Source organism: Agrobacterium sp. 22094, from assembly GCF_052046015.1.
Taxonomy (GTDB): Bacteria; Pseudomonadota; Alphaproteobacteria; order Rhizobiales; family Rhizobiaceae; genus Agrobacterium; species Agrobacterium cavarae.
The window spans coordinates 827,054-852,402 of the sequence record NZ_JBQEPX010000001.1; the positions used below are offsets into that span (position 1 = coordinate 827,054).

The following is a 25,349-nucleotide window of genomic DNA, read 5'->3' on the forward strand; positions in this document are numbered from 1 at the left end:
GACATGGCCTTCTCTCAGGATATGATGTTGAGCCGCCGCGGCTTCTTGATGACCGCTTGCTGTGCGGCGGCTGTGCCCGCCTTCTCTCCGGTCAGCTTTGCCGCAATGCCGGGCGAAAACCGCTTCGTGACGATCGTTCTGCGCGGTGCAATGGACGGGCTCGATCTGGTGCAGCCCTATGGCGACCCCGCCTTTGCCCAATTTCGCCCGACATTGGCGCTGAAGCCCGATGACGGTCTGATCGATCTCGACGGGCATTTCGGCCTGAACCCTGCGGCAGAGGCGCTGATGCCGATGTGGCAGGCGAAGGAGTTGGCCTTCGTCCATGCGGTGTCGACGCCCTATCGCGACCAGCGCAGCCATTTCGATGGGCAGGACATGCTCGAAAGCGGCGCGGAGGCGGTGCACGGCGAACGCACCGGATGGCTGAACCGGGCGCTGTCTGCCATCCCTCGATCCGAAGATCGCAAGGCAATCGATATCAACACATCGATGGAGCTCATTCTGTCGGGGCCGAACGAGGCGGATGTCTGGGCCTCCAGTTCCAACATGACCATGGCGGCCGATGAAGTCGGTTTCTTCAAGCGGCTCTATGCCAATGACGCAGAGTTCAGCCGGGTGCTGGCCGAAGCGCTGCGCACCGATATGGCGGCCGAGCAATTGTTTCAGGATGAGAAGCGCGGGCAGGGCATTCGTGATATTGCCAAGCTTGCTGGCGGCATGCTGCGCGAGGACTACCGCATCGCCAGCTTTTCTGTCGATGGCTGGGACACGCATGCGGGACAGAAGGCGCAATTCGCCCGCACGGTGAAGGACCTGACCATTGCATTGACGACGCTGAAAGATGCGCTTGGGCCCGATGTGTGGAAGAAGACAACGGTCCTTGCAATGACGGAATTTGGCCGCACGGCGAGGGAGAATGGAACTGGTGGAACCGACCATGGCACGGGCGGCGTCGCCATTCTCGCAGGCGGCGGCATTCAGGGCGGTCGTGTTCTTGGCAAATGGCCGGGCCTCGGTGACGGCAAGTTGCTGGACGATCGCGACCTGATGCCGACGGGCGACGTGCGCGAAGTTGCTGCCGCCATGCTCTATCGTCAGTTCGATGTCGGTAGCGAAGCCCTGACCAATGGTATTTTTCCGGGACTGTCTTTCGACAGATCGTCGGCTTACCTCAAGATATGAGCGGTGTTCTATAGGATCAGGGGTCTCTACTCTTTTTCGAGAAAGCGTTGGAACGCCTTCAACGTCTTTTCGCTGACGTGGTGCTCAATTCCTTCGGCATCGGCCCGTGCCGTGTCCGGATCGACACCAAGCCGGCATAGGAACGCTTCGACGATCTCGTGGCGCCGTCTCGTCTGCTCGGCCAATTGCTGGCCCTCTTCGGTGAGGAAGATGCCGCGATAGCGCCGCTGCGTGATCAGTCCTTCTTCAGCGAGGCGCTTCAGCATCTTGGCGGCGGTTGGCTGCTTGACGCCGAGACGTTGGGCAATATCGATCTGACGTGCCTCACCGGAATGCTCGATCAGGTCAGCGATCAGCTCGACATAGTCTTCCATGAGTTCGCTGCGACGTGCCTCCCGGCTTTTCTGAAAAGCTTCGGCATGCGTTTCCACCCCGGTGGAAGACAGTCGGCTTTCGTTGAAGGTAGGCTGCTTCATCGGTCGAGACTCTTCACGCTTCCGTTCTTTGTTTTGTCGCGTGTCCTTATCGCAAAACCGGTGAGCACTTTTGCGCGACATGCTTTGAAGCGTGTCGCGATCCTTCAGATTCGCGCCTTACGCTTCCGTTCTTTGTTCTGTCGCATCTCGTCATCGCAAAACCGCTGCACACTTTTGCGCGAGATGCTTTATGATCATCTCATATAGCCTGTGAATTTCCAGAGTATTGATGAAATGCTCTCAGCCCAGGCCTGGGACCGGAACGCCGAAGGTCTGAAGCAGCAGCACTGCGTTAAGGCACAGGATGATGACGGTGCCTACGATCGCTGCGATGTCGAGCAACCACTTGTTGGCGAAGTTGCCCATGATCGCGGGATTGCGGGTGAACATGACGAGCGCGATCATTGGAATCGGCAGGGCGAAGGACAGCACGACCTGACTGTAGATCAGCGCATCGGTGGTGTTGACGCCCATCAGCACGACGACAAATGCCGGCAGCATGGTAACAAGGCGGCGCAGCCAGATTGGGATATGGAAACCGACGAAACCTTGCATGATCATCTGCCCCGCCATGGTGCCGACGGCGGAAGACGACATGCCCGACGCCATCAGCGAAATGAGAAATACCGTTGCCGCAGCACCGCCCAGCAATGGCGTGAGCGTGTGATAGGCCGTTTCGATCTCGGCGACATCCGTATGGCCGGCATGGAAAGCCGCCGCCGCCATGATCACCATCGCCATGTTGACCATCCCTGCGACGGCAAGGGCGATGACGCATTCCCAGTTGGAAAAGCGCATGAGTGTCTTTCGCTCGGCGTCGTTGCGGGCCGTGGCACGATGCTGTGTGAGGCCGGAATGGAGATAGAGCGCGTGGGGCATGACCGTCGCTCCGATAATGCCGACCGAGATCGTCAGCGCCGCTGCATCCGGCATGGAGGGGGTAATCACGCCAAGACCGGCTGCGGCCCAGTCAACCGGTGCGATGAACATCTCGATGACATAGCAAATGCCGATGACGGAGACCAAAGCCCCGATGACCAGCTCCATGGGGCGGAAACCGCGCCCATCGAAAAGAAGAATACCATAGGTGACGACGGCCGTGACCGCCATGCCGGCAAGCAGCGGCATGCCGAAGAGCAACGACAGACCGATCGCACCGCCAAGGAACTCCGCCAGATCGGTCGCCATGGCTGCGATTTCGCTGACGATCCACATGACGATCCTGACCGGTGTGGAGAACTGGTCGTGGCACATCTCCGCCAGATTGCGTCCGGTGACGATGCCGAGTTTGGCCGACAGGGCCTGGAACATCATGGCGATCAGATTCGCCATCAGAACGACCCATAGCAGCGAATAGCCATAGCCGGAGCCCGCCTGGATGTTCGTCGCGAAATTGCCGGGATCCATATAGGCGATTGAGGCAACGACAGCCGGTCCAGCAAAGAGCAGCAGCGAGCCGACACCGCGCCGCTGTCCGGTCAGAACTTCTCGTATTTTTGCATCGGTTCGTTCCGACAGGGTCGGTCGCGTCACTGTGTCCGTCATCAGGCTCTCCACGTCGCTGCACTGCAACATAGCAAAGGCTAATTCTCTGTCAATGAGCTATGATTGGGAGATAAGGCGAATTGAAAACATCGTCCCTTCGGGCTCGATAGCGAGTCTCCGAAAGGAAGATGCGAAGATCGGCAATGGGCTGCTAAGGCGTGCCGGGAGGCGAGATCGAGCTATCCCGTGGCTATTCCAAAATGGTCAGGGGGGCAGTGGGTCTCAGACCTCGATAGTTTCGACCGAATTCAGCGGCGGAAGCGGTGTTGGCGTGCCGTTTTCATCCATGGCAACCATGATGAAGGTGCCAGCCGTGACTTTCTCCAGCTTGTCGTAACGTGAGCGCTGCGCCCATGCCTCGACGCAAAGGGTGATCGAGGTACGTCCGGTGCGAGTGATATCGGTATAGATGGACAGCGTGTCACCGATCTTGACGGGAAGCTCGAAGGCCATTTCCTTCACCGCCGCCGTCACTACGCGACAGCGCGCCCGTTCGGCAGCACGAATGCCGCTTGCCAAGTCCATCTGAGACATGACCCAGCCCCCAAAAATATCCCCTGCCGGGTTGGCATCGGCCGGCATGGCCAGCGTGCGAAGCGTCAGTTCACCGGTGGGCTTGGGGGCTTGGTTCATTGGGTTGTCTCTCCATGGATATCTGAGTTCTTGTGAATCACGCGATGGCCCTATGCCTTCGCCAAAAACTGCCGCGTTGCATAAAGCGCAATGGCAGCCGCATTCGAGACGTTCAGCGACTTGATTTCGCCGGGCATGTCGAGGCGCGCCAGATGCGTGACCGTTTCGCGCGTCTTCTGGCGCAGGCCTTTGCCTTCGGCGCCCAGAACCAAGGCAATCTTGTCGCCGCTGAAGGCCTGCTCGATGGGGGCGGGGCCTTCGGAGTCGAGGCCGATGGAGGTGAAGCCGAGCTTGTGCAGTTCACCCAGCGCATCGGCGAGATTGGTGATCTGGATATAGGGGATCATTTCCAGCGCGCCGGAGGCGGATTTTGCCAGCACGCCGGATTCGGTCGGGCTGTGGCGCATGGTGGTGATCAGGGCCCCAGCGTTAAAGGCGACGGCCGAGCGCATGATGGCGCCGACATTGTGCGGATCGGTGACCTGATCGAGAACCAGGATCAGCGGGCTGTCCTTCAGCGCCGAAAGCTTGCGCACCGGCAGCGGCCGGGTTTCCAGCATCACGCCCTGGTGGATGGCGTCAGGACCAAGGACCTTATCGATGTCCTGCGGCGCAACCATCTCGACCGGGAAGGGCTGGGCGGCGGCTTCGCCGATTTCCAGTCGTGCGAACGCGTTTTGCGTCACGGACAGCTTGATGATCTGCCGTTCCTTATTGGCAAGGGCGGCACGCACCGTATGCAGGCCGTAGAGATAGACCTGGTCGGCGCCAAGCTGCGGCGGCTTCCAGTCGTCTGCGCCCTTGTTGCGGCGCTTTTGCTGCGGCGGCGTGGGGATTTCTCCGCGCTCACGCTTACCGTCGCGCACCGCGCGTCGGAGGTTGGCATAGTGCGTGTCGCGGGTGGATTTATCGTTGGGATCGTCTTTGCTCATGTCGCCTTATATCGCTGCCGGGTCATCCGCACCAGTCCCCACCGCATGAGCTGGCGCCATCCACAGGGCTTTGACACTGCTCGAATTTTTTCCTGAAATTTCGACACGCATCGTGTTGACAGAACGATGAAGGGCCGTCATATACGCGGCCACAGACGACGAACGGCGCAGCGCCGAACGGACATCTGGACTAAGCTTGGTCGCTTGATCCTCGCAGAATACTGGAGGGATGCCCGAGTGGTTAAAGGGGACGGACTGTAAATCCGTTGGCTCAGCCTACGTTGGTTCAAATCCAACTCCCTCCACCATTCTGCACGGATCGAAATCACCGCCGCGGGTATAGCTCAATGGTAGAGCAGCAGCCTTCCAAGCTGAATACGCGGGTTCGATTCCCGCTACCCGCTCCAAACATGCTTCCCCAAAATACGTGCGTTTGACTTCAATGTTTTGCGTTGAGGCGTTCTGCGATTCGATCTTCAATCTCGAGACATCGTCTGCCTGATTCCTCGTCTCTCTGTGAGACTGGATCAGCGACCACCGCAGAATCACCGACCGCCGATCGCGATTTCGGTGAAGTCAGTTTAGATGACGATCCGCACCATGAACTGACGTGGCTGCTGACCGCTGCACTGACCGGATGATCTCAACCCTTCGCAGCCTGTCATCCATGCCTGACTTCGAAGAGGTCACGGTGGAGCGCCCCGAGTGGGGTCTATCCTCCTGAAATTTCAAGGCCTGAGGAAATGTGAGGAGAGTGTGTGACTCGACGTCTCCCTAGCTGCTTCGGCAGGTGCAGAGGCTTTGGGATTAGACGTGCTGCTCGATATGTGCTGTTCGGGTGCAGGAACTGCGGCACTGCCAGGATATAGAAGGCTCTTTCGAGCGCTTGGACAAACGTACGTCTGGCTGGGATGGGCTGCGGTCTTGCCGAAGGCCGCAGCATTTTCTTCGGGGGTTTAGCTCGCGGTGTAGTAGACGAACTGCGCAACCAATGCGGCCAACAGCATGAAGGTGAGTGCTGCGCCAATCTTTAACTGTCGAGAGCGCCGTGTGCGGCCGCCGGACCAGTCATAGGCCATGGGTTCAGACATCCTTTTGGTTATTCGTTATGTCTAAAGTAGTGGTCTTCTATGCTTGCGTGAAGCTGACGGCAATCACCAGAAGGGACAGGCGAGTTCTTTGGCTTGTTTTAGAGCCGCTTTACGCGGCCGCGAAGAATCAACTTGGCGGATACAGTCCTGGTATCCTTCGCTTTCGATGGAGATGAGAAGCCCGAAAGATTCGGTTTCGGGCTCCTTATTATTAAGAGAGCGGTCCTGCTCGCTTAGCTGAAGTAGGGCTGGACGTAAGGCCAGACTTCGACAGCGCCATGATAGAGCATGTTGAGTGCGACGTAGACGATGACGGCGAGGCCGACATAGGAGATCCAGCGATAGCGGTGGAGCAGCTTGGCAACGAAGTTGGCGGCAAGGCCCATCAGCGCGATCGACACGACGAGGCCGATGATGAGGACAGTCACGTGGTCCTGTGCGGCACCGGCAACGGCCAGAACGTTGTCCAGCGACATGGAGACGTCGGCAATGACGATCTGGGTTGCGGCCTGGAAGAACGTCTTGTGACCCTTGGTCAGATCGGCTTCCGCATCGGTGACCGTGTCTCCTGCAGACGCGTTTTGTTCGCGAAGTTCGCTCCACATCTTCCAGCACACCCAGACGAGCAGGAGCCCGCCGAAAAGCTGGAGGCCGACGATTGCAAGCAACTGAACTGTCAGCGCCGCAAAGGCGATGCGCAGCACGGTTGCGGCGATGATGCCGACGAGGATCGCCTTGCGGCGCAGATGAGCGGGAAGGCCTGCGGCGGCCAGACCGATGACGATGGCGTTATCACCTGCGAGAACCAGGTCGATCGCGATGACCTGTAGAAAGGCGGTGAAGCCAGCTGCTGTAAAGATTTCCATTCTATATCCCGAAGCGTAGGCAAAGGGCCGCGCGAAAAGCGACGCCGAAGTGATGTGTGAAGAGCGCTAGAGCGTGTTTCAATCGCCGTTTCCCCCTGGCGATTTCGGCTGGCAATATGACAGGAATTGGATCGAGGTAAAGAGTAACGGACCTTCAGCCGCGTCACGGGCTCCTTAAAGTGGTTGATAACGCGGTGAAACATCCCCATATGCCGGCAATCGCGCTGCTTTTGGCTGCCGATTCCACGCGTCGACAATTAAGTCTTGCGCATTCGGTTACAAAGCCTTAAACGGCGACACCAAACCGGTTCGCCGGGAAAACTACTTCACGTTCACAGGAAGCAATTCACATGGCAAAGAGCAAGTTTGAGCGGAATAAGCCGCACGTCAACATCGGCACGATCGGTCACGTTGACCACGGCAAGACGTCTTTGACTGCCGCGATCACGAAGTACTTCGGCGAGTTCAAGGCGTACGACCAGATCGACGCGGCTCCTGAAGAGAAGGCTCGTGGTATCACGATTTCGACGGCACACGTTGAGTATGAGACGCCGAACCGTCACTACGCTCACGTTGACTGCCCCGGCCACGCCGACTACGTGAAGAACATGATCACCGGTGCTGCGCAGATGGACGGCGCGATCCTGGTTTGCTCTGCTGCTGACGGCCCGATGCCGCAGACGCGCGAGCACATCCTGCTTGCTCGCCAGGTCGGCGTTCCGGCGATCGTCGTGTTCCTCAACAAGGTCGACCAGGTTGACGACGCAGAACTTCTGGAGCTCGTCGAGCTTGAAGTTCGCGAACTTCTGTCGTCCTACGACTTCCCAGGCGACGACATTCCGATCGTCAAGGGTTCGGCACTTGCTGCTCTTGAAGATTCCGACAAGAAGATCGGCGAAGACGCCATCCGCGAGCTGATGGCTCAGGTTGACGCCTACATCCCGACGCCTGAGCGTCCGATCGACCAGCCGTTCCTGATGCCGATCGAAGACGTGTTCTCGATCTCTGGTCGTGGTACGGTTGTGACCGGCCGCGTTGAGCGTGGTATCGTCAAGGTTGGTGAAGAAGTCGAAATCGTCGGCATTCGTGCGACGTCGAAGACGACTGTTACCGGCGTTGAAATGTTCCGCAAGCTGCTCGATCAGGGCCAGGCTGGCGACAACATCGGTGCACTGGTTCGTGGCGTACAGCGCGATGGCGTTGAGCGTGGTCAGATCCTTTGCAAGCCAGGTTCGGTCAAGCCGCACAAGAAGTTCATGGCAGAAGCCTACATCCTGACGAAGGAAGAAGGCGGCCGTCATACGCCGTTCTTCACGAACTACCGTCCGCAGTTCTATTTCCGTACGACTGACGTTACCGGTATCGTTTCGCTTCCAGAAGGCACGGAAATGGTTATGCCTGGCGACAACGTCACGGTTGAAGTCGAGCTGATCGTTCCGATCGCGATGGAAGAAAAGCTGCGCTTCGCGATCCGCGAAGGCGGCCGTACCGTCGGCGCCGGCATCGTTGCTTCGATCATCGAGTAATCTTTTCCCGCAAGGGATTTGACAAAGCCCCGCTGGCGACAGCGGGGCTTTTGCTTTTTGGGGTACTTGGCATCTGTCACTACCGGATGTGACGGCTGACCATCCCCATCGCCATCCGCGTCGCACTTTGCATTCAAACAAAAACGCCCGGTGGGAGGGCCACCGGGCGTTTGTCGAAAAACCCATTCTGTCAGCACCGCCAGTCCGCTTTGTTGCGGACCAGCGTTGCTACTATCGTTTTCAGAACTCTTCCCACTGACCTGGAGCAGCAGCAACAGCTGTTCTTCCGCCAAACGCTTTGGTCAACCTGCCGCTCAGAGCGCGGGCGGGAGAAAGGACCGGCGTTGCATCGTGCGATGCGGCGCGCAGGGCAGGGGCCGTATCGTCCAGCTTGAAGCGGGTGATGAGGCGGGCGAGGTTGGATGCCTCATCGGCCAGACGATTGGACGAGGCCGTCGACTCCTCCACCATGGCGGCATTCTGCTGCGTCATCTGGTCCATATGGTTGACGGCGGTGTTGACCTCCGACAGTCCAGTGGACTGCTCCCGAGCTGCGGTGGCGATCGAGTGGACGTGCTCGTTGATCTTGACCACATGATTCTGGATCTGACCGAGGGCTTCGCCCGTCGCCGTAACCAGCTTGACGCCAGACTGAACCTCATCGCCGGAGCGGGAGATCAGCGTCTTTATTTCCTTCGCAGCGTTGGCGGAGCGTTGCGCCAGCTCGCGCACCTCCTGAGCGACGACGGCAAAGCCCTTGCCGGCGTCGCCAGCGCGCGCCGCTTCGACGCCCGCGTTGAGCGCCAGCAGATTTGTCTGGAAGGCAATCTCATCGATAACGTTGATGATCTGGCCAATCTCACCAGACGCCTGTTCGATGCGGCCCATGGCGGAGACAGCATTCTGCACCACGGCGCTGGACTGTTCGGTCGAACGGCGTGCCTCGTCGACCATATGGCTGGCCTCGGTGGCGCGTTCGGTGGAGTTCTTCACCGCTGCGGTGATTTCTTCGAGCGCCGCGGAGGTCTCTTCGAGAGAGGCAGCCTGCTGCTCGGTGCGCTTGGACAACTCGCCGGAGGCTGTGCGCATCTCGCCTGCGCCACCATTGATGGTTTCGATTGCGACGCGAACCTGACCGAGAAGGTGGCGAAGGTTTGCCATGGTGTGGTTGACATTGTCTCGCAGTTCAGCAAACGCACCCTGGAAGTCACCATGCATGCCAGCCGTCAGATCGCCGTCCGAAAGGGCGGAGATGACGCGGCGGGTTTCTGCAACACCGCGATCGACGGAGGCGACCAACTCGTTGACCTGAGCTGCGAACCTGTCGAGATCGACATTGTTGTAGTTCTTGGTGATGCGCTTGGTGAAGTCGCCGGCTACTGCTGCCGAGACCACCTCACCGATATTGGATTGCAGATCTGCGCTCTTTGCCTGCAGCGCTGCCTCCTGGGCGTTCATCTCACGCACCTTGATGGCGTTCTGCTTGAAGACCTCGACAGCACGCGCCATCTCGCCGAGCTCGTTCTTCAGTTCGGTGAAGGGGACATCCACGTCGAGATCGCCTTCGGCGAGCTTACGCATAACAGCCGTGGAACTGCCAACGGGTTCGGCAATGCCCCGATAGAGAGCGAAGCCACCAAACAGAGCGAAACCCGTAAGGCCGATCAGACCGGCAAGGTTCACCCAGTCTGAATTGGTAACCGCCGCATCGCCCTCTGCGTTTCGTGTCGTCATCAGGGCTCGCTCAGTTTCCTGAATGGCCCCAATGGTGCTGCGGATATTGTCCATGTAAGATTTGCCCGCACCTTGAGCCTCGAGCGCTCTTGCCTCCTCGGCGGTGGCCGCATTGCGCATCAGCGCAATCTCTTTTTCTGCAATGTTTGTGCGCCAAGCCTTGGCCTGTTCGTCAAGTGCCGCAAGCCTTTGCTGCTGGACGGGGTTGTCCGCGGTCAATTCCTTTACCTTGGCTAGTCCAGCTTCGTAGTCCTTGATCCCGCCACGATAGGGATCGAGGAACTCGTCCTTGCCGGCGATGAGATAGCCGCGCAATCCCGTTTCCTGATTGACGATAGCAACGAGAATGCTGTTCGTCGCCCGGTAGACTTCATTGGTGTGTTGGATCCAGCCATTCGTCTTGTCGATGAAATGAATGCTGCGATAATTAAGAAAGCTGACCGTTGCCGCGACAACGATGAGGATCGCGAAGGTGATCGTGATCTTGAGAGAGGTCTTCATATGTTGCAGTTGATTTATCATGTCTCTTAGCCGCAGATGAACGAGGAGCACTAATGCGACCGACCAGCATGACTGGACACCCGCACCGCCGGAAAGCGCGCGGGAAGCCATCATATCTTCCTGCAGCAGAATAAAATCTGAAGCGCCGCTACAACTCATTCGAGCGACGTTTGTCTCGCGGCCTAAAGACAGACGTAACAAGACGATGCCATAACGAGGCAATACTCGGTTTGGTTCACGCCGATATTCAAAAATTTCTGTCCAAGCGCGTTTATATTTTGTAAATACTCTGTTAATATTTTAGTAATTCAAATTATACGCATGCGACGGCGCGTTTTCACACGTCTTCTTCCTGAGCCTGCCTGTGGATCGTGGGATCGAGGAAAAAAGCAAAAATACCCTTGCCAATCTTGGCGCATCGCCTTAAAGGAGGCGCACACCGCACGGGCGAGGCGTAAAGCTGAGTCTGGGCTGGTCTTAAAGGGGTATAGCTCAGTTGGTAGAGCGGCGGTCTCCAAAACCGCAGGTCGGGGGTTCGAGCCCCTCTGCCCCTGCCACTTCCTCACTCGCAAGCGCGCAACTTCGCTGCATGGCGGATGGGGTGCCGGTTATCCGGCGAATTCGCCGAATGTCGATTTCCTCTTGTTAAAATGGGAATCGGCGTTTATGTAGGGTCAAAACAGACACGCGGTGCGTGGGGCTGATTAGTATCGGCTTTACGCGCCGTAATTGCGTGGGCAGTCAATGGCATCCAAAACCAATCCGTTTACGTTTCTGCAGCAGGTGCGCGCCGAAGCGTCGAAGATCACATGGCCATCGCGCCGCGAGACCATGATTTCCACGGCAATGGTGCTGGTTATGGTCATTTTTGCGGCTCTGTTCTTCTTTGCGGCAGATCAGCTCATCGGCTGGTTGCTCAGCCTCGTGCTGAACGTCGGCCGCTAACGAATCGAACGGAGAACTATAATGGCAGCGCGTTGGTATATCGTTCAGGCCTACTCGAATTTCGAGAAGAAGGTGGCTGAATCGATCGAAGAAAAGGTTCGCCAGAAGGGTCTGGACCATTTGTTCGAGAGAATCCTCGTTCCGACTGAAAAGGTGGTCGAGGTGCGTCGCGGTCGCAAGGTCGATAGCGAACGTAAGTTCTTTCCAGGTTACGTGCTTGTGCGCGCCAACCTGACGGATGAGGCCTATCACCTCATCAAGAATACGCCGAAAGTCACCGGCTTCCTCGGTTCCGACAACAAGCCGGTTCCGATCCCCGACTCCGAGGCCGACCGTATTCTCGGTCAGGTTCAGGAGGGTGTCGAGCGTCCGAAGTCTTCGGTATCGTTCGAAATCGGCGAGCAGGTTCGCGTCTCCGACGGTCCGTTTGCATCGTTCAACGGTGTTGTTCAGGACGTCGATGAAGAGCGCTCGCGCCTTAAGGTCGAAGTCTCGATCTTCGGTCGCGCTACTCCGGTGGAACTGGAGTACAATCAGGTCGAAAAGGTCTGATCAGGTTTCGAGGGGCTTTCGTGCCCTTCACCAGATACATCAGGAATGTCGAGCAAGTTGTTGCTTTAAAAGCCTGATGGAATGCGACCATGGTCGCAGAACGCGTGGAAGATCGTCTGGCTCTTAGCCGGGGCAGGGATCGAACCACGCAACCGCAGCCGCCGGATTTTCCGGCATATGGGCCGGGCAACCGGTTCGATTTGAAAGGCAGAGAGAAATGGCTAAGAAAGTTGCAGGCCAGCTCAAGTTGCAGGTAAAGGCAGGATCGGCCAACCCGTCCCCGCCAATCGGACCTGCGCTTGGTCAGCGTGGCATTAACATCATGGAATTCTGCAAGGCGTTCAATGCCGCCACGCAGGAAATGGAAAAGGGTATGCCGATCCCGGTCGTCATCACCTATTACCAGGACAAGTCCTTCACCTTCGCAATGAAGCAGCCGCCGATGACCTATTGGCTGAAGAAGGAAGCTAAGATCACCTCCGGTTCCAAGACGCCTGGCAAGGGCGCCAAGGTCGGCTCCATCACCAAGGCTCAGGTCAAGACGATCGCAGAAGCCAAGATGAAGGATCTGAACGCAGCCGATATCGAAGGCGCAATGGCAATGGTTGAGGGCTCCGCCCGCGCCATGGGCCTGGAAGTGGTAGGTTGATCATGGCTAAGCTTGCAAAGCGCGTACAGAAGATCCGTGAAGGTGTTGACCCGAACAAGCTCTACGGCCTGACCGATGCCATTTCGATGGTTAAGGAACGGGCTGTCGCCAAGTTCGACGAAACCATCGAAGTTGCAATGAACCTCGGCGTTGACCCGCGTCACGCCGACCAGATGGTTCGTGGCGTTGTCAACCTGCCGAACGGCACAGGCCGCGACGTTCGCGTTGCTGTCTTTGCTCGTGGCGCCAAGGCTGACGAAGCCAAGGCTGCTGGTGCAGACATCGTTGGTGCCGAAGACCTGCTGGAAACGGTTCAGGGCGGCAAGATCGATTTCGACCGCGTTATCGCCACCCCTGACATGATGCCGCTCGTCGGTCGTCTCGGCAAGGTTCTCGGCCCGCGCGGCATGATGCCGAACCCGAAGGTCGGTACGGTTACGATGGATGTCGCTGGTGCCGTCAAGGCTTCCAAGGGCGGCGCTGTCGAGTTCCGCGTCGAAAAGGCCGGTATCGTTCACGCTGGCGTTGGCAAGGCTTCGTTCGATGCCAAGGCGCTGGAAGAAAACATCAAGGCTTTTGCTGACGCCGTCATCAAGGCCAAGCCTACGGGTGCAAAGGGCAACTACGTCAAGCGCGTAGCCATCTCCTCCACCATGGGCCCAGGCTTCAAGATCGACCCTTCGTCGGTTACGGCCTAATCCATTCGCCGCGCTTCGTAATGAGGCGCGGCAACACAGATTTCCGGCTCGCAAGGGCCGGAAATTTCCGGGGCAACCCGGAATTCCTGTCCGAGATTGCAGGTGGTCGGTATCTTTCGGGATATTGGCCTTAATCATTCAACCTGCATGAGACGGGTAAGAGCCCGGATTTTCGCATCGAGACGATGCTAAATAATCCGGTTCGAACCTGATGTGCCTGTGCCTGAAGCCGTTTGCGGCGACAGAGCGGGGGACAGGATCCTCAAGCGTCGCTTGGGATTTCGGCAACGAAATTCCTTGAGGCAAAGGCAAACCCGATGGGTGCACATTCAATGTGTAGTCATCTACTGGAGACAGACAGTGGAAAGAGCGGAAAAACGCGAATTCGTCACGGAGCTGAACGAAGTCTTCAAGGCTTCCGGTTCAGTTGTCGTGGCCCACTATGCTGGTGTCACAGTTGCGCAGATGAACGATTTTCGTTCGAAAATGCGTGCTGCTGGCGGCACCGTCAAGGTCGCGAAGAACCGCCTGGCCAAGATCGCTCTTCAGGGTACGGAGTCGGAAGGGATGTCAGATCTCTTCAAGGGACAGACGCTGATTGCATACAGCACTGACCCTATGATTGCTCCGAAAGTCGTCATGGACTTCGCCAAGACCAACGACAAGGTCGTTGTACTGGGCGGCGCCATGGGCGCAACCACGCTGACAGCAGATGCAGTCAAGTCGCTTGCGACCCTGCCTTCGCTGGACGAGCTGCGTGCAAAGCTGCTGGGCCTTCTCAATGCCCCGGCAACGCGCATCGCAACGGTTGTGGCAGCACCGGCAAGCCAGCTTGCTCGTGTGTTCTCGGCTTACTCCAAGAAGGACGAAGCCGCTTAAGGCGGTTTTTCGCTGTAAATATTCAAACCGGTTCGAACCGAATTAAAGGAACTGAAAAATGGCTGATCTCGCAAAGATCGTAGAAGACCTCTCCTCGCTGACCGTTCTGGAAGCTGCTGAGCTTTCCAAGCTGCTCGAAGAGAAGTGGGGCGTTTCGGCTGCTGCTCCTGTAGCAGTTGCTGCTGCTGGCGGCGGTGCTGCTGCTGCTGCTCCTGAAGAAGAAAAGACCGAGTTCGACGTTATCCTGGTTGACGCTGGCGCCAACAAGATCAACGTCATCAAGGAAGTCCGCGCTATCACCGGCCTCGGCCTGAAGGAAGCTAAGGACCTCGTTGAAGGCGCTCCGAAGCCTGTCAAGGAAGCTGTTTCCAAGGCTGAAGCTGCTGACCTCAAGAAGAAGCTCGAAGACGCCGGCGCTAAGGTCGACGTTAAGTAATCTTGCGATTGCTGGCGGGAGAAGGAAAATCCTTCTCCCGTTGTCGCTCTGTTTGAAACCGATTACCCAAGAACCGCCTGAAAACGGATCTTGGGTAATGGGTTCTTCAAGAGAATGGTTCCGAACCGGCTCATCAGGCAATCCGGCCTGATCGATCCGGGAAGTGGAACGAGATTGATTTTACCCATTATTCGACGGGGTCGACTGGCCATCGGTTCCCGTCCGTTGCAGGCCCGGATGCAATTTTAAAGGAGCGACGATGGCTCAGACCCTTTCGTTTAACGGTCGTAGGCGCGTACGCAAGTTTTTCGGCAGAATTCCAGAAGTAGCGGAAATGCCGAACCTCATCGAGGTTCAGAAGGCTTCGTATGACCAATTCCTCATGGTTGACGAGCCCAAGGGCGGACGTCCCGACGAGGGATTGAATGCCGTATTCAAATCCGTATTCCCGATCACCGACTTCTCCGGCGCGTCCATGCTGGAATTCGTATCTTACGAATTCGAGGCACCGAAGTTCGACGTCGAGGAATGCCGTCAGCGCGATCTGACCTACGCAGCGCCGCTCAAGGTGACGCTGCGCCTCATCGTGTTCGATATCGACGAGGATACAGGCGCGAAGTCCATCAAGGACATCAAGGAACAGTCCGTCTACATGGGCGACATGCCGCTCATGACCAATAACGGCACGTTCATCGTCAACGGTACCGAGCGCGTTATCGTGTCTCAGATGCACCGTTCGCCGGGCGTCTTCTTCGACCATGACAAGGGCAAGAGCCACTCTTCCGGCAAGCTGCTCTTTGCTGCGCGCGTCATCCCTTATCGCGGTTCCTGGCTCGATATCGAATTCGACGCCAAGGATGTCGTGTTCGCTCGTATCGACCGTCGCCGCAAGCTTCCCGTCACGTCGCTGCTCATGGCGCTTGGCATGGATGGCGAAGAAATCCTGTCGACGTTCTACACCAAGGCGACTTACACTCGCGAAGCTGACGGCTGGCGCATTCCTTTCCAGCCCGAGACGCTGAAGAACGCCAAGGTCATCACCGACATGATCGACGCCGATACCGGCGAAGTCGTTGTTGAAGGTGGCAAGAAGCTGACCCCGCGCCTGCTGCGTCAGCTGACGGACAAGGGCCTGAAGGCCCTCAAGGCCAGCGACGAAGACCTGTACGGCAACTTCCTTGCCGAAGACATCGTCAACTACGAGACGGGTGAAATCTATCTCGAAGCCGGCGACGAAATCGACGACAAGTCGCTGACCGTCATTCTCGGCCATGGCTTCGACGAGATCTCCGTCCTCAACATCGATCACGTCAATGTTGGCGCTTATATCCGCAACACGCTTGCTGCAGACAAGAACGAGAACCGTCAGGACGCTCTGTTCGATATCTACCGCGTGATGCGTCCAGGTGAACCGCCGACCATGGATTCTGCGGAAGCCATGTTCAACTCGCTGTTCTTCGACTCCGAGCGTTACGACCTTTCTGCCGTCGGTCGCGTCAAGATGAACATGCGTCTCGATCTCGACGTGGAAGACACCGTGCGCACGCTGCGCAAGGACGACATCCTGGCCGTGGTCAAGATGCTGGTCGAGCTGCGCGACGGCAAGGGCGAAATCGACGACATCGACAACCTCGGCAACCGCCGTGTTCGTTCCGTCGGTGAGTTGATGGAGAACCAGTATCGTCTGGGTCTTCTGCGCATGGAACGCGCGATCAAGGAACGTATGTCCTCGATCGAAATCGACACCGTGATGCCGCAGGATCTGATCAATGCGAAGCCGGCAGCTGCTGCCGTTCGTGAATTCTTCGGTTCCTCGCAGCTGTCGCAGTTTATGGACCAGGTGAACCCGCTTTCGGAAATCACCCACAAGCGCCGTCTTTCGGCTCTTGGACCGGGCGGTCTGACCCGCGAGCGCGCAGGCTTCGAAGTCCGCGACGTTCACCCGACCCACTACGGCCGTATTTGCCCGATCGAAACGCCGGAAGGCCCGAACATCGGTCTGATCAACAGCCTGGCGACCTTTGCCCGCGTCAACAAGTACGGCTTCATCGAAAGTCCGTACCGCAAGATCGTGGACGGCAAGGTCACCACCGACGTGATCTACCTCTCCGCAATGGAAGAGGCGAAGTATTACGTTGCACAGGCCAATGCCGAGCTCGACGCTGAAGGCGCATTCACGGAAGAATTCGTGGTTTGCCGTCATGCGGGCGAAGTTATGCTGGCCCCGCGTGACAACATCAACCTGATGGACGTTTCGCCGAAGCAGCTGGTTTCGGTCGCCGCGGCTCTCATTCCGTTCCTGGAGAACGACGACGCCAACCGCGCTCTGATGGGCTCGAACATGCAGCGTCAGGCCGTTCCGCTCCTGCGCGCCGAAGCACCGTTCGTCGGTACCGGCATGGAGCCGATCGTTGCCCGTGACTCCGGCGCTGCTATCGCAGCCCGTCGTGGCGGCGTGGTCGACCAGGTGGATGCGACCCGTATCGTTATCCGCGCAACGGAAGATCTCGATGCTGGCAAGTCCGGTGTTGACATCTACCGCCTGCAGAAGTTCCAGCGTTCCAACCAGAACACCTGCGTCAACCAGCGTCCGCTGGTTTCCGTCGGCGACGTTCTGAACAAGGGCGACATCATCGCGGACGGTCCTTCGACCGATCTCGGTGACCTGGCACTTGGCCGCAATGCGCTCGTCGCGTTCATGCCGTGGAACGGCTACAACTACGAAGACTCGATCCTGATGTCCGAGCGCATCGTCTCCGACGACGTGTTCACCTCCATCCACATCGAAGAATTCGAAGTGATGGCCCGCGACACCAAGCTTGGTCCGGAAGAAATCACGCGCGACATCCCGAACGTTTCGGAAGAAGCGCTGAAGAACCTCGACGAAGCCGGTATCGTCTACATCGGTGCGGAAGTTCAGCCTGGCGATATCCTCGTCGGCAAGATCACGCCGAAGGGCGAAAGCCCGATGACGCCGGAAGAAAAGCTTCTGCGCGCCATCTTCGGTGAAAAGGCTTCCGACGTTCGCGACACCTCCATGCGCATGCCTCCGGGCACGTTCGGTACGGTCGTCGAAGTTCGCGTGTTCAACCGTCACGGCGTCGAAAAGGACGAACGTGCAATGGCTATCGAGCGCGAGGAAATCGAGCGCCTTGCCAAGGACCGCGACGACGAACAGGCCATCCTGGACCGTAACGTCTATGGCCGTCTGGTCGACATGCTGCGCGGTCAGGTTTCGATTGCCGGTCCGAAGGGCTTCAAGAAGGGCGTTGAACTTTCCAACGCCGTCGTCTCCGAATATCCCCGCTCGCAGTGGTGGATGTTCGCGGTCGAGGACGAGAAGGTTCAGTCCGAGATCGAAGCTCTGCGTGGTCAGTACGACGAGTCCAAGTCGCGCCTTGAACAGCGCTTCATGGACAAGGTCGAGAAGGTCCAGCGCGGCGACGAAATGCCTCCGGGCGTCATGAAGATGGTCAAGGTCTTCGTTGCTGTGAAGCGCAAGATCCAGCCGGGCGACAAGATGGCTGGCCGTCACGGTAACAAGGGCGTTGTCTCGCGTATCGTGCCTGTCGAAGACATGCCGTTCCTGGAAGACGGTACGCATGTCGACATCTGCTTGAACCCGCTGGGCGTGCCTTCGCGCATGAACGTCGGTCAGATTCTCGAAACGCACCTCGCATGGGCTTGCGCCGGTATGGGCAAGAAGATCGGCGATCTGCTCGACGAGTATCGCAAGACGATGGACATCACCGACCTGAAGAAGGAACTGACGGAAGTCTACGCCTCCGAAGCAAAGGATGAAGTATCATCCTTTGACGACGATGCGCTGCTGCGCCTGGCAGAACAGTCCCGCAAGGGCGTCTCCATCGCAACGCCGGTCTTCGACGGAGCGCATGAGCCTGACGTTGCTTCCATGCTGAAGCGCGCCGGTCTGAATGAGTCCGGTCAGTCGGTTCTCTATGACGGACGTACGGGTGAGGCTTTCGACCGCAAGGTGACTGTCGGCTACATGTACATGATCAAGCTGAACCACCTTGTCGACGACAAGATACACGCTCGCTCGATCGGTCCTTACTCGCTCGTTACCCAGCAGCCACTGGGCGGCAAGGCGCAGTTCGGCGGTCAGCGCTTCGGGGAAATGGAAGTCTGGGCTCTGGAAGCTTACGGCGCCGCCTACACGCTGCAGGAAATGCTCACCGTCAAGTCGGACGACGTGGCGGGCCGCACCAAGGTTTACGAAGCGATCGTCCGTGGCGACGACACCTTCGAAGCCGGTATTCCGGAGAGCTTCAACGTTCTCGTCAAGGAAATGCGGTCTCTGGGTCTCTCCGTCGAGCTGGAGAACTCCAAGCTCGAAGAGCAGCAGGCTGCCGATCAGCTGCCTGACGCGGCGGAATAAGATCAGAAAAGGCAGGCGCTTCGAAACGAGCGCCTGCCAGCTTCGCTCACGGATGCGTGTTCGTGGGCGGACACTTTCGCCGCATTTTGCGGATAGATCCATGTTTGAAGCACTGGCCGGTCAGCCCGGGAAAGATCGCGCCAGATGCAAGCAAGGGGCTCCATCCCCTTAAGGAGACAAGGCATGAACCAAGAGGTCATGAATCTTTTCAACCCGCAGGTGCCCGCGCAGCATTTCGATTCCATCCGGATTTCGATCGCTTCGCCGGAAAAAATCCTGTCGTGGTCTTACGGCGAGATCAAGAAGCCTGAAACCATCAACTACCGTACGTTCAAGCCTGAGCGTGATGGCCTGTTCTGCGCGCGCATTTTCGGACCGATCAAGGACTATGAGTGCCTGTGCGGTAAGTACAAGCGCATGAAGTACAAGGGCATCATCTGCGAAAAGTGCGGCGTGGAAGTGACGCTGTCGCGCGTTCGTCGTGAGCGCATGGGCCATATCGAGCTTGCTGCTCCCGTTGCCCATATCTGGTTCCTGAAGTCGCTGCCTTCGCGTATCTCGACGCTTCTCGACATGACGCTGAAGGATGTAGAGCGCGTTCTCTACTTCGAAAACTACATCGTGACCGAGCCAGGCCTGACTTCGATGAAGCAGAACCAGCTTCTGTCCGAAGAAGAGTACATGATTGCCGTCGATGAATTCGGTGAAGACCAGTTCACGGCCATGATTGGTGCTGAAGCGATCTATGAAATGCTCGCTTCGATGAACCTCGAAAAGATCGCCGGCGATCTGCGTTCCGATCTTGCTGAGACCACCTCGGATCTCAAGCAGAAGAAGCTGATGAAGCGCCTGAAGATCGTCGAGAACTTCATGGAATCCGGCAACCGTCCGGAATGGATGATCATGAAGGTCGTTCCGGTCATCCCGCCGGACCTGCGTCCGCTGGTTCCGCTGGATGGCGGTCGCTTTGCGACGTCTGACCTCAACGATCTCTATCGTCGCGTCATCAACCGTAACAACCGTCTGAAGCGCCTGATCGAGCTTCGCGCACCGGGCATCATCATCCGCAACGAAAAGCGTATGTTGCAGGAATCCGTTGATGCGCTGTTCGACAACGGCCGTCGTGGCCGTGTCATCACGGGTGCCAACAAGCGTCCGCTGAAGTCGCTGTCCGACATGCTCAAGGGCAAGCAGGGCCGCTTCCGCCAGAACCTTCTCGGCAAGCGCGTCGACTATTCCGGCCGTTCGGTTATCGTGACCGGTCCGGAACTGAAGCTGCATCAGTGCGGCCTGCCGAAGAAGATGGCGCTCGAGCTGTTCAAGCCGTTCATCTATGCCCGCCTTGACGCCAAGGGTTACTCCTCCACCGTCAAGCAGGCCAAGAAGCTGGTTGAAAAGGAAAAGCCGGAAGTCTGGGATATCCTCGACGAGGTCATTCGCGAGCATCCGGTTCTTCTGAACCGCGCACCGACGCTGCACCGTCTGGGCATCCAGGCTTTCGAACCCACGCTGGTCGAAGGCAAGGCCATTCAGCTGCATCCGCTCGTCTGCACGGCGTTCAACGCCGACTTCGACGGTGACCAGATGGCCGTGCACGTTCCGCTGTCGCTTGAAGCGCAGCTGGAAGCACGCGTGCTGATGATGTCGACCAACAACATTCTGCACCCGGCAAACGGCGCACCGATCATCGTTCCTTCGCAGGACATGGTTCTCGGCCTTTACTACCTCTCGATCATGAATGAGCGCGAGCCAGGCGAAGGCATGGCCTTCTCCGACATGGGCGAACTGCATCATGCTCTGGAAAACAAGGTCGTGACGCTGCATGCCAAGATCCGTGGCCGCTTCAAGACCATGGATGCCGACGGCAAGTTGGTGTCCAAGATCTACGAAACGACGCCTGGACGCATGATCATCGGCGAACTTCTGCCGAAGAACGTCAACGTGCCTTTCGAGACCTGCAACCAGGAAATGACCAAGAAGAACATCTCCAAGATGATCGACACGGTCTACCGTCATTGCGGCCAGAAGGACACGGTCATTTTCTGTGACCGCATCATGCAGCTCGGCTTCACCCATGCTTGCCGCGCCGGCATTTCGTTCGGCAAGGACGACATGATCATTCCGGACACCAAGGCAAAGATCGTTGGCGATACCGAATCCCTGGTGAAGGAATACGAGCAGCAGTACAATGACGGCCTCATCACCCAGGGCGAAAAGTACAACAAGGTTGTCGACGCCTGGGGCAAGGCGACTGAAAAGGTCGCCGAAGAAATGATGGCCCGCATTAAGGCTGTTGAGTTCGACGAGGAAACCGGTCGTCAAAAGCCGATGAACTCCATCTACATGATGAGCCACTCGGGTGCCCGTGGTTCACCGAACCAGATGCGTCAGCTTGGTGGTATGCGCGGCCTTATGGCCAAGCCATCGGGCGAGATCATCGAAACGCCGATCATCTCGAACTTCAAAGAAGGCCTGACCGTTAACGAGTACTTCAACTCGACCCACGGTGCCCGTAAGGGTCTTGCAGACACCGCCTTGAAGACGGCGAACTCCGGTTACCTGACACGTCGTCTCGTCGACGTTGCGCAGGACTGCATCGTCAACTCTCGTGATTGCGGCACCGACAAGGGCCTCACCATGACTGCCATCGTCGATGCCGGTCAGGTCGTTGCTTCGCTCGGCGCCCGTATTCTCGGTCGTACATCGCTCGACGACATCGACAACCCGGTTACTGGCGAGAACATCGTCAAGGCCGGCACGCTGATCGATGAAGCCGACGTTGCCGTTATCGAAAAGGCTGGCATCCAGTCCGTTCGTATCCGTTCGGCTTTGACCTGCGAAATCCAGGTTGGCGTCTGCGGCGTCTGCTACGGTCGTGACCTTGCACGCGGTACGCCTGTCAACATGGGCGAAGCCGTGGGCGTTATCGCCGCTCAGTCGATCGGTGAGCCAGGCACGCAGTTGACCATGCGTACGTTCCACCTTGGTGGTACGGCCAACGTGGTCGACCAGTCGTTCCTGGAAGCGTCCTACGAAGGCACGATCCAGATCAAGAACCGCAACATCCTCCGCTCGTCGGAAGGTGTTCTCATCGCCATGGGCCGCAACATGTCGGTTACCATTCTCGATGAGCGTGGCGTCGAGCGTTCTTCGCAGCGCGTCGCCTACGGTTCGAAGCTGTTCGTGGATGATGGCGACAAGGTCAAGCGCGGTCAGCGTCTGGCAGAGTGGGACCCTTACACCCGTCCAATGATGACGGAAGTGGAAGGTACTGTTCACTTCGAAGATCTGGTCGATGGTCTCTCCGTTCTCGAAGCGACCGACGAATCCACCGGTATCACCAAGCGTCAGGTTATCGACTGGCGTTCGACACCACGTGGTTCGGATCTGAAGCCTTCGATCGTGATCAAGGATGCGTCCGGCGCAGTTGCCAAGCTGTCTCGTGGCGGCGAAGCCCGCTTCCAGCTCTCCGTGGATGCCATTCTGTCGGTCGAGCCTGGTCAGAAGGTCTTCCAGGGTGACGTGCTTGCACGTTCGCCGCTGGAAAGCGCCAAGACCAAGGACATCACCGGTGGTCTGCCGCGCGTTGCCGAACTCTTCGAAGCGCGTCGTCCGAAGGATCACGCTATCATCGCTGAAATCGATGGTACGATCCGTCTCGGCCGCGACTACAAGAACAAGCGCCGTGTTCAGATCGAGCCTGCGGAAGACGGCGTCGAGCCAGTCGAGTACCTGATCCCGAAGGGCAAGCCCTTCCATCTTCAGGAAGGCGACTACATCGAGAAGGGCGAGTACATTCTCGACGGCAACCCGGCACCGCACGACATTCTGGCGATCAAGGGCGTGGAAGCACTCGCTTCCTACCTCGTGAACGAAATCCAGGAAGTCTATCGTCTGCAGGGCGTTGTCATCAACGACAAGCACATCGAAGTCATCGTTCGTCAGATGCTGCAGAAGGTTGAGATCACGGATGCCGGCGACAGCCAGTACATCGTGGGCGACAACGTCGACCGCATCGAGATGGAAGACAACAACGATCGCCTGATCGAAGAAGGCAAGAAGCCTGCCTATGGCGAACCGGTTCTTCTCGGTATCACCAAGGCATCGCTGCAGACGCCGTCCTTCATCTCGGCTGCTTCGTTCCAGGAAACCACAAAGGTTCTCACGGAAGCTGCAATTGCCGGCAAGACGGACACGCTGCAGGGCCTCAAGGAAAACGTCATCGTCGGCCGCCTCATCCCGGCTGGTACCGGCGGCACCATGACGCAGATCCGCCGCATCGCGACGACCCGCGACGACCTCATCATTGAGGAGCGCAAGAAGAGCACTGGCTCTGCTTCCGCAAACCAGATGCTGCAGGACATGACGGACAAGGCACCGGCTGCCGAGTAAGGCAGTCAGCGCAGGCACCTCGTGAGAGGGTCTCGCTCGTGGAGATACAAACGCCCGGAGCAATCCGGGCGTTTTTTGTTTTTGCACGGTGGCCGGAGATCGCCGGATTCCTCCTTGGAGGGCGCGCAAATTGATGTGACTTGAACGATCGGGTTAACGGCCCTATCTTGAGGGCACTTCAATAGAGGAGACATGACGACGATGGATTTGACACTCGCAACCACTTTCCCCTTGGTTCTGCAGCGAGATGTTCTGTCCCATGGCTTCGTCGATTTCTCTTTCCGGTCTGTCCTGCATCAAATCTGACGGCAAACCGCTTTTCACCAACATCGACTTCAGTTTTACCTGTGAGCGCATCGGGCTTGTCGGGCGCAACGGCGTGGGCAAAACGACGCTTTTGCACGTGATCGCCGGCGACGTGATGCCCTATGCCGGTCGCGTCGCCGTGTCCGGCACGGTTGCGCTGATGCGCCAGAACGGGATAACGCGGCCCGACGCGACGCTTGCGGACCTCTTCGGTTTGCGGGAGGCGCTGGCGCTGCTCGACCGTGCGGCCGCGGGGCAGGCGAGTGTCGACGAACTGGCCGAAGCGGACTGGACGGCTGGCGCCAGGATGGAGGCGGCGCTCGAGCACTACGGTCTTCGCGCGGCTCCAGATACGCCGCTTGCCACGCTTTCAGGCGGGCAGCGCGTGCGGGCGGCACTCGCGGCGATCACCATGGCCGAGCCGGATTTTCTTCTGCTTGACGAGCCGACCAACAACCTCGACCGGGCAGGGCGGGACATGGTGATCGAGCTTGTGCGTCACTGGCGGCGCGGCGCCATCGTCGTCAGCCATGATCGTGAATTGCTGGAAGAGATGGATGCGATCGCCGAACTGACGACGCTCGGCATGTCCCGTTATGGCGGGAATTACAGCGCATATCGTGCGCTCAAGCAATTGGAACTGGATGCCGCGACACATGACCTCTCGCATGCGGAAAGGGCAGGTCGTGAGGCGGCGCAACGCGCGCAGCAAGCAGCCGAGCGGAAGGCACGCAAGGACAGTGCCGGGGCAAAGAGCCGGAGCAGAGGCGATCAGCCGAAGATATTGATGGATGCCGCGAAGGGTCGGGCTGAAGCGTCCGGTGCAGCAGGCACGCGCTTGCGCGACGCTCGACGTGAGGCGGCGGAGGCAGCGCTATCGTCCGCACGGTCCCGAATAGAGGTGCTTCAGCCGATCCGGATGGACATCCCCTCAACCGGCCTAGTCGCGGGCAGGATCGTCTTGCGGCTCGACGGCGTCACCGGCGGATACGATCGATCGCAGCCCGTCATCCGCGGCCTCTCCTTTTCCATCACCGGGCCGGAACGCGTCGTGCTTACAGGACCGAATGGAAGCGGGAAGACCACACTGCTGAAGATGATCTGTGGCGAGATGGCACCATTCGAGGGCGTGGTGGACATGCGGGTGCCGTTTGCCGTTTTGGACCAGCATGTCCAGTCTATTCGCGATGATCTGACCTTGCTTGAGAATTTCCGCCGGACGCACGCATCCGCGCTCGATGAAGAGGCTTATGCGGCTCTCGCCCGGTTCAAATTTCGCGCGGACGATGCGTTACGCAAGGCCGCCAATTTGAGTGGCGGCGAACGCTTGCGGGCGGGGCTCGCCTGCACGCTTGGCGCCGTGACACCGCCGCAACTGCTGATCCTCGACGAGCCGACCAATCATCTCGACCTGGATGGGATCGCAGCGCTTGAGGCGGCTCTGGCAGCCTATGACGGAGCCATCCTGGCCGTCAGTCACGATGAGGCGTTCGTGAGGGCGCTTTCGCCGGATAGAGTCATCCAGTTGGATCGATAGAGCGCCGTGGGTCATCTCGGATGCACAAGGATGTTCCATCTCCTAGACTCTACGCATCGTGCTTTGA

Annotated in this window: 18 protein-coding genes and 3 tRNA genes; 14 read left to right on the forward strand and 7 right to left on the reverse strand. The window is 58.2% G+C overall.

Annotated elements, in window-relative coordinates:
• Positions 1-3 precede the first annotated feature (3 nt).
• Positions 4-1,185 carry a DUF1501 domain-containing protein gene (locus tag ACTJK5_RS03895; RefSeq protein ID WP_116492350.1) on the forward strand — a complete coding sequence of 394 codons (1,182 nt, stop codon included), beginning with the start codon at positions 4-6 and terminating at the stop codon, positions 1,183-1,185.
• A gap of 26 nt (positions 1,186-1,211) precedes the next feature.
• Here ACTJK5_RS03895 and mntR read toward each other — a convergent pair whose 3' ends face one another.
• The 4 genes from mntR to ACTJK5_RS03915 form a co-directional block, all read right to left on the reverse strand.
• Positions 1,212-1,661, reverse strand: coding sequence for a manganese-binding transcriptional regulator MntR (mntR, locus tag ACTJK5_RS03900; protein ID WP_440611891.1), 450 nt, complete (start codon positions 1,659-1,661; stop codon positions 1,212-1,214).
• A 240-nt stretch (positions 1,662-1,901) separates the two neighbouring features.
• Entirely contained in the window at positions 1,902-3,206 is a 1,305-nt protein-coding gene (locus ACTJK5_RS03905; protein ID WP_440611892.1) for an Nramp family divalent metal transporter, read from the reverse strand.
• Positions 3,207-3,428: 222 nt separating this feature from the next.
• On the reverse strand, positions 3,429-3,839 hold the full coding sequence (locus tag ACTJK5_RS03910) for an acyl-CoA thioesterase (protein WP_062598528.1): 411 nt from the start codon (positions 3,837-3,839) through the stop codon (positions 3,429-3,431).
• A 50-nt stretch (positions 3,840-3,889) separates the two neighbouring features.
• The gene (locus ACTJK5_RS03915; RefSeq protein ID WP_440611893.1) at positions 3,890-4,771 is read right to left on the reverse strand and encodes a TrmH family RNA methyltransferase; all 882 of its coding nucleotides are present in this window, start codon (positions 4,769-4,771) and stop codon (positions 3,890-3,892) included.
• A 223-nt stretch (positions 4,772-4,994) separates the two neighbouring features.
• Here ACTJK5_RS03915 and ACTJK5_RS03920 point away from each other — a divergent pair.
• A tRNA-Tyr gene (locus ACTJK5_RS03920) sits at positions 4,995-5,079 on the forward strand.
• Between the two features lie 25 nt (positions 5,080-5,104).
• Positions 5,105-5,178, forward strand: a tRNA-Gly gene (locus ACTJK5_RS03925).
• A 549-nt stretch (positions 5,179-5,727) separates the two neighbouring features.
• Here ACTJK5_RS03925 and ACTJK5_RS03930 read toward each other — a convergent pair.
• A complete protein-coding gene (locus tag ACTJK5_RS03930) occupies positions 5,728-5,850 on the reverse strand; it encodes a hypothetical protein (protein WP_312809601.1) in 123 nt (40 codons plus the stop codon).
• Positions 5,851-6,095: 245 nt separating this feature from the next.
• On the reverse strand, positions 6,096-6,728 hold the full coding sequence (locus ACTJK5_RS03935; protein WP_062426609.1) for a TerC family protein: 633 nt from the start codon (positions 6,726-6,728) through the stop codon (positions 6,096-6,098).
• Positions 6,729-7,078: 350 nt separating this feature from the next.
• Between ACTJK5_RS03935 and tuf the strand changes: the two genes are divergently transcribed.
• The gene (tuf, locus tag ACTJK5_RS03940; protein WP_111851116.1) at positions 7,079-8,254 is read left to right on the forward strand and encodes an elongation factor Tu; all 1,176 of its coding nucleotides are present in this window, start codon (positions 7,079-7,081) and stop codon (positions 8,252-8,254) included.
• 240 nt (positions 8,255-8,494) lie between these two features.
• On the opposite strand, the gene ACTJK5_RS03945 is transcribed toward tuf, so the two are convergent.
• Positions 8,495-10,510, reverse strand: a complete 2,016-nt coding sequence (locus ACTJK5_RS03945; RefSeq protein ID WP_440611894.1) for a methyl-accepting chemotaxis protein — start codon at positions 10,508-10,510, stop codon at positions 8,495-8,497.
• A 460-nt stretch (positions 10,511-10,970) separates the two neighbouring features.
• Between ACTJK5_RS03945 and ACTJK5_RS03950 the strand changes: the two genes are divergently transcribed.
• From ACTJK5_RS03950 to ACTJK5_RS03995, 10 genes are all read left to right on the forward strand, one after another.
• Positions 10,971-11,046, forward strand: a tRNA-Trp gene (locus ACTJK5_RS03950).
• A gap of 187 nt (positions 11,047-11,233) precedes the next feature.
• Positions 11,234-11,434 carry a preprotein translocase subunit SecE gene (gene secE / locus ACTJK5_RS03955; protein WP_003523719.1) on the forward strand — a complete coding sequence of 67 codons (201 nt, stop codon included), beginning with the start codon at positions 11,234-11,236 and terminating at the stop codon, positions 11,432-11,434.
• Positions 11,435-11,455: 21 nt separating this feature from the next.
• On the forward strand, positions 11,456-11,986 hold the full coding sequence (gene nusG / locus ACTJK5_RS03960) for a transcription termination/antitermination protein NusG (RefSeq protein WP_062425174.1): 531 nt from the start codon (positions 11,456-11,458) through the stop codon (positions 11,984-11,986).
• Between the two features lie 217 nt (positions 11,987-12,203).
• Positions 12,204-12,635 (forward strand): 50S ribosomal protein L11, encoded by a 432-nt coding sequence (gene rplK, locus ACTJK5_RS03965; protein ID WP_006316435.1) that lies wholly within the window; start codon positions 12,204-12,206, stop codon positions 12,633-12,635.
• A 2-nt stretch (positions 12,636-12,637) separates the two neighbouring features.
• The gene (rplA, locus tag ACTJK5_RS03970) at positions 12,638-13,333 is read left to right on the forward strand and encodes a 50S ribosomal protein L1 (RefSeq protein ID WP_062425173.1); all 696 of its coding nucleotides are present in this window, start codon (positions 12,638-12,640) and stop codon (positions 13,331-13,333) included.
• Positions 13,334-13,693: 360 nt separating this feature from the next.
• On the forward strand, positions 13,694-14,212 hold the full coding sequence (gene rplJ / locus ACTJK5_RS03975) for a 50S ribosomal protein L10 (protein WP_062425172.1): 519 nt from the start codon (positions 13,694-13,696) through the stop codon (positions 14,210-14,212).
• A gap of 58 nt (positions 14,213-14,270) precedes the next feature.
• A complete protein-coding gene (rplL, locus tag ACTJK5_RS03980) occupies positions 14,271-14,648 on the forward strand; it encodes a 50S ribosomal protein L7/L12 (protein WP_062425171.1) in 378 nt (125 codons plus the stop codon).
• A 259-nt stretch (positions 14,649-14,907) separates the two neighbouring features.
• Positions 14,908-19,047, forward strand: coding sequence for a DNA-directed RNA polymerase subunit beta (rpoB, locus tag ACTJK5_RS03985; RefSeq protein ID WP_062439234.1), 4,140 nt, complete (start codon positions 14,908-14,910; stop codon positions 19,045-19,047).
• 183 nt (positions 19,048-19,230) lie between these two features.
• A complete protein-coding gene (gene rpoC / locus ACTJK5_RS03990) occupies positions 19,231-23,439 on the forward strand; it encodes a DNA-directed RNA polymerase subunit beta' (RefSeq protein WP_062439232.1) in 4,209 nt (1,402 codons plus the stop codon).
• Between the two features lie 259 nt (positions 23,440-23,698).
• Positions 23,699-25,282 carry an ABC-F family ATP-binding cassette domain-containing protein gene (locus tag ACTJK5_RS03995; RefSeq protein ID WP_440611895.1) on the forward strand — a complete coding sequence of 528 codons (1,584 nt, stop codon included), beginning with the start codon at positions 23,699-23,701 and terminating at the stop codon, positions 25,280-25,282.
• Positions 25,283-25,349: the final 67 nt, after the last annotated feature.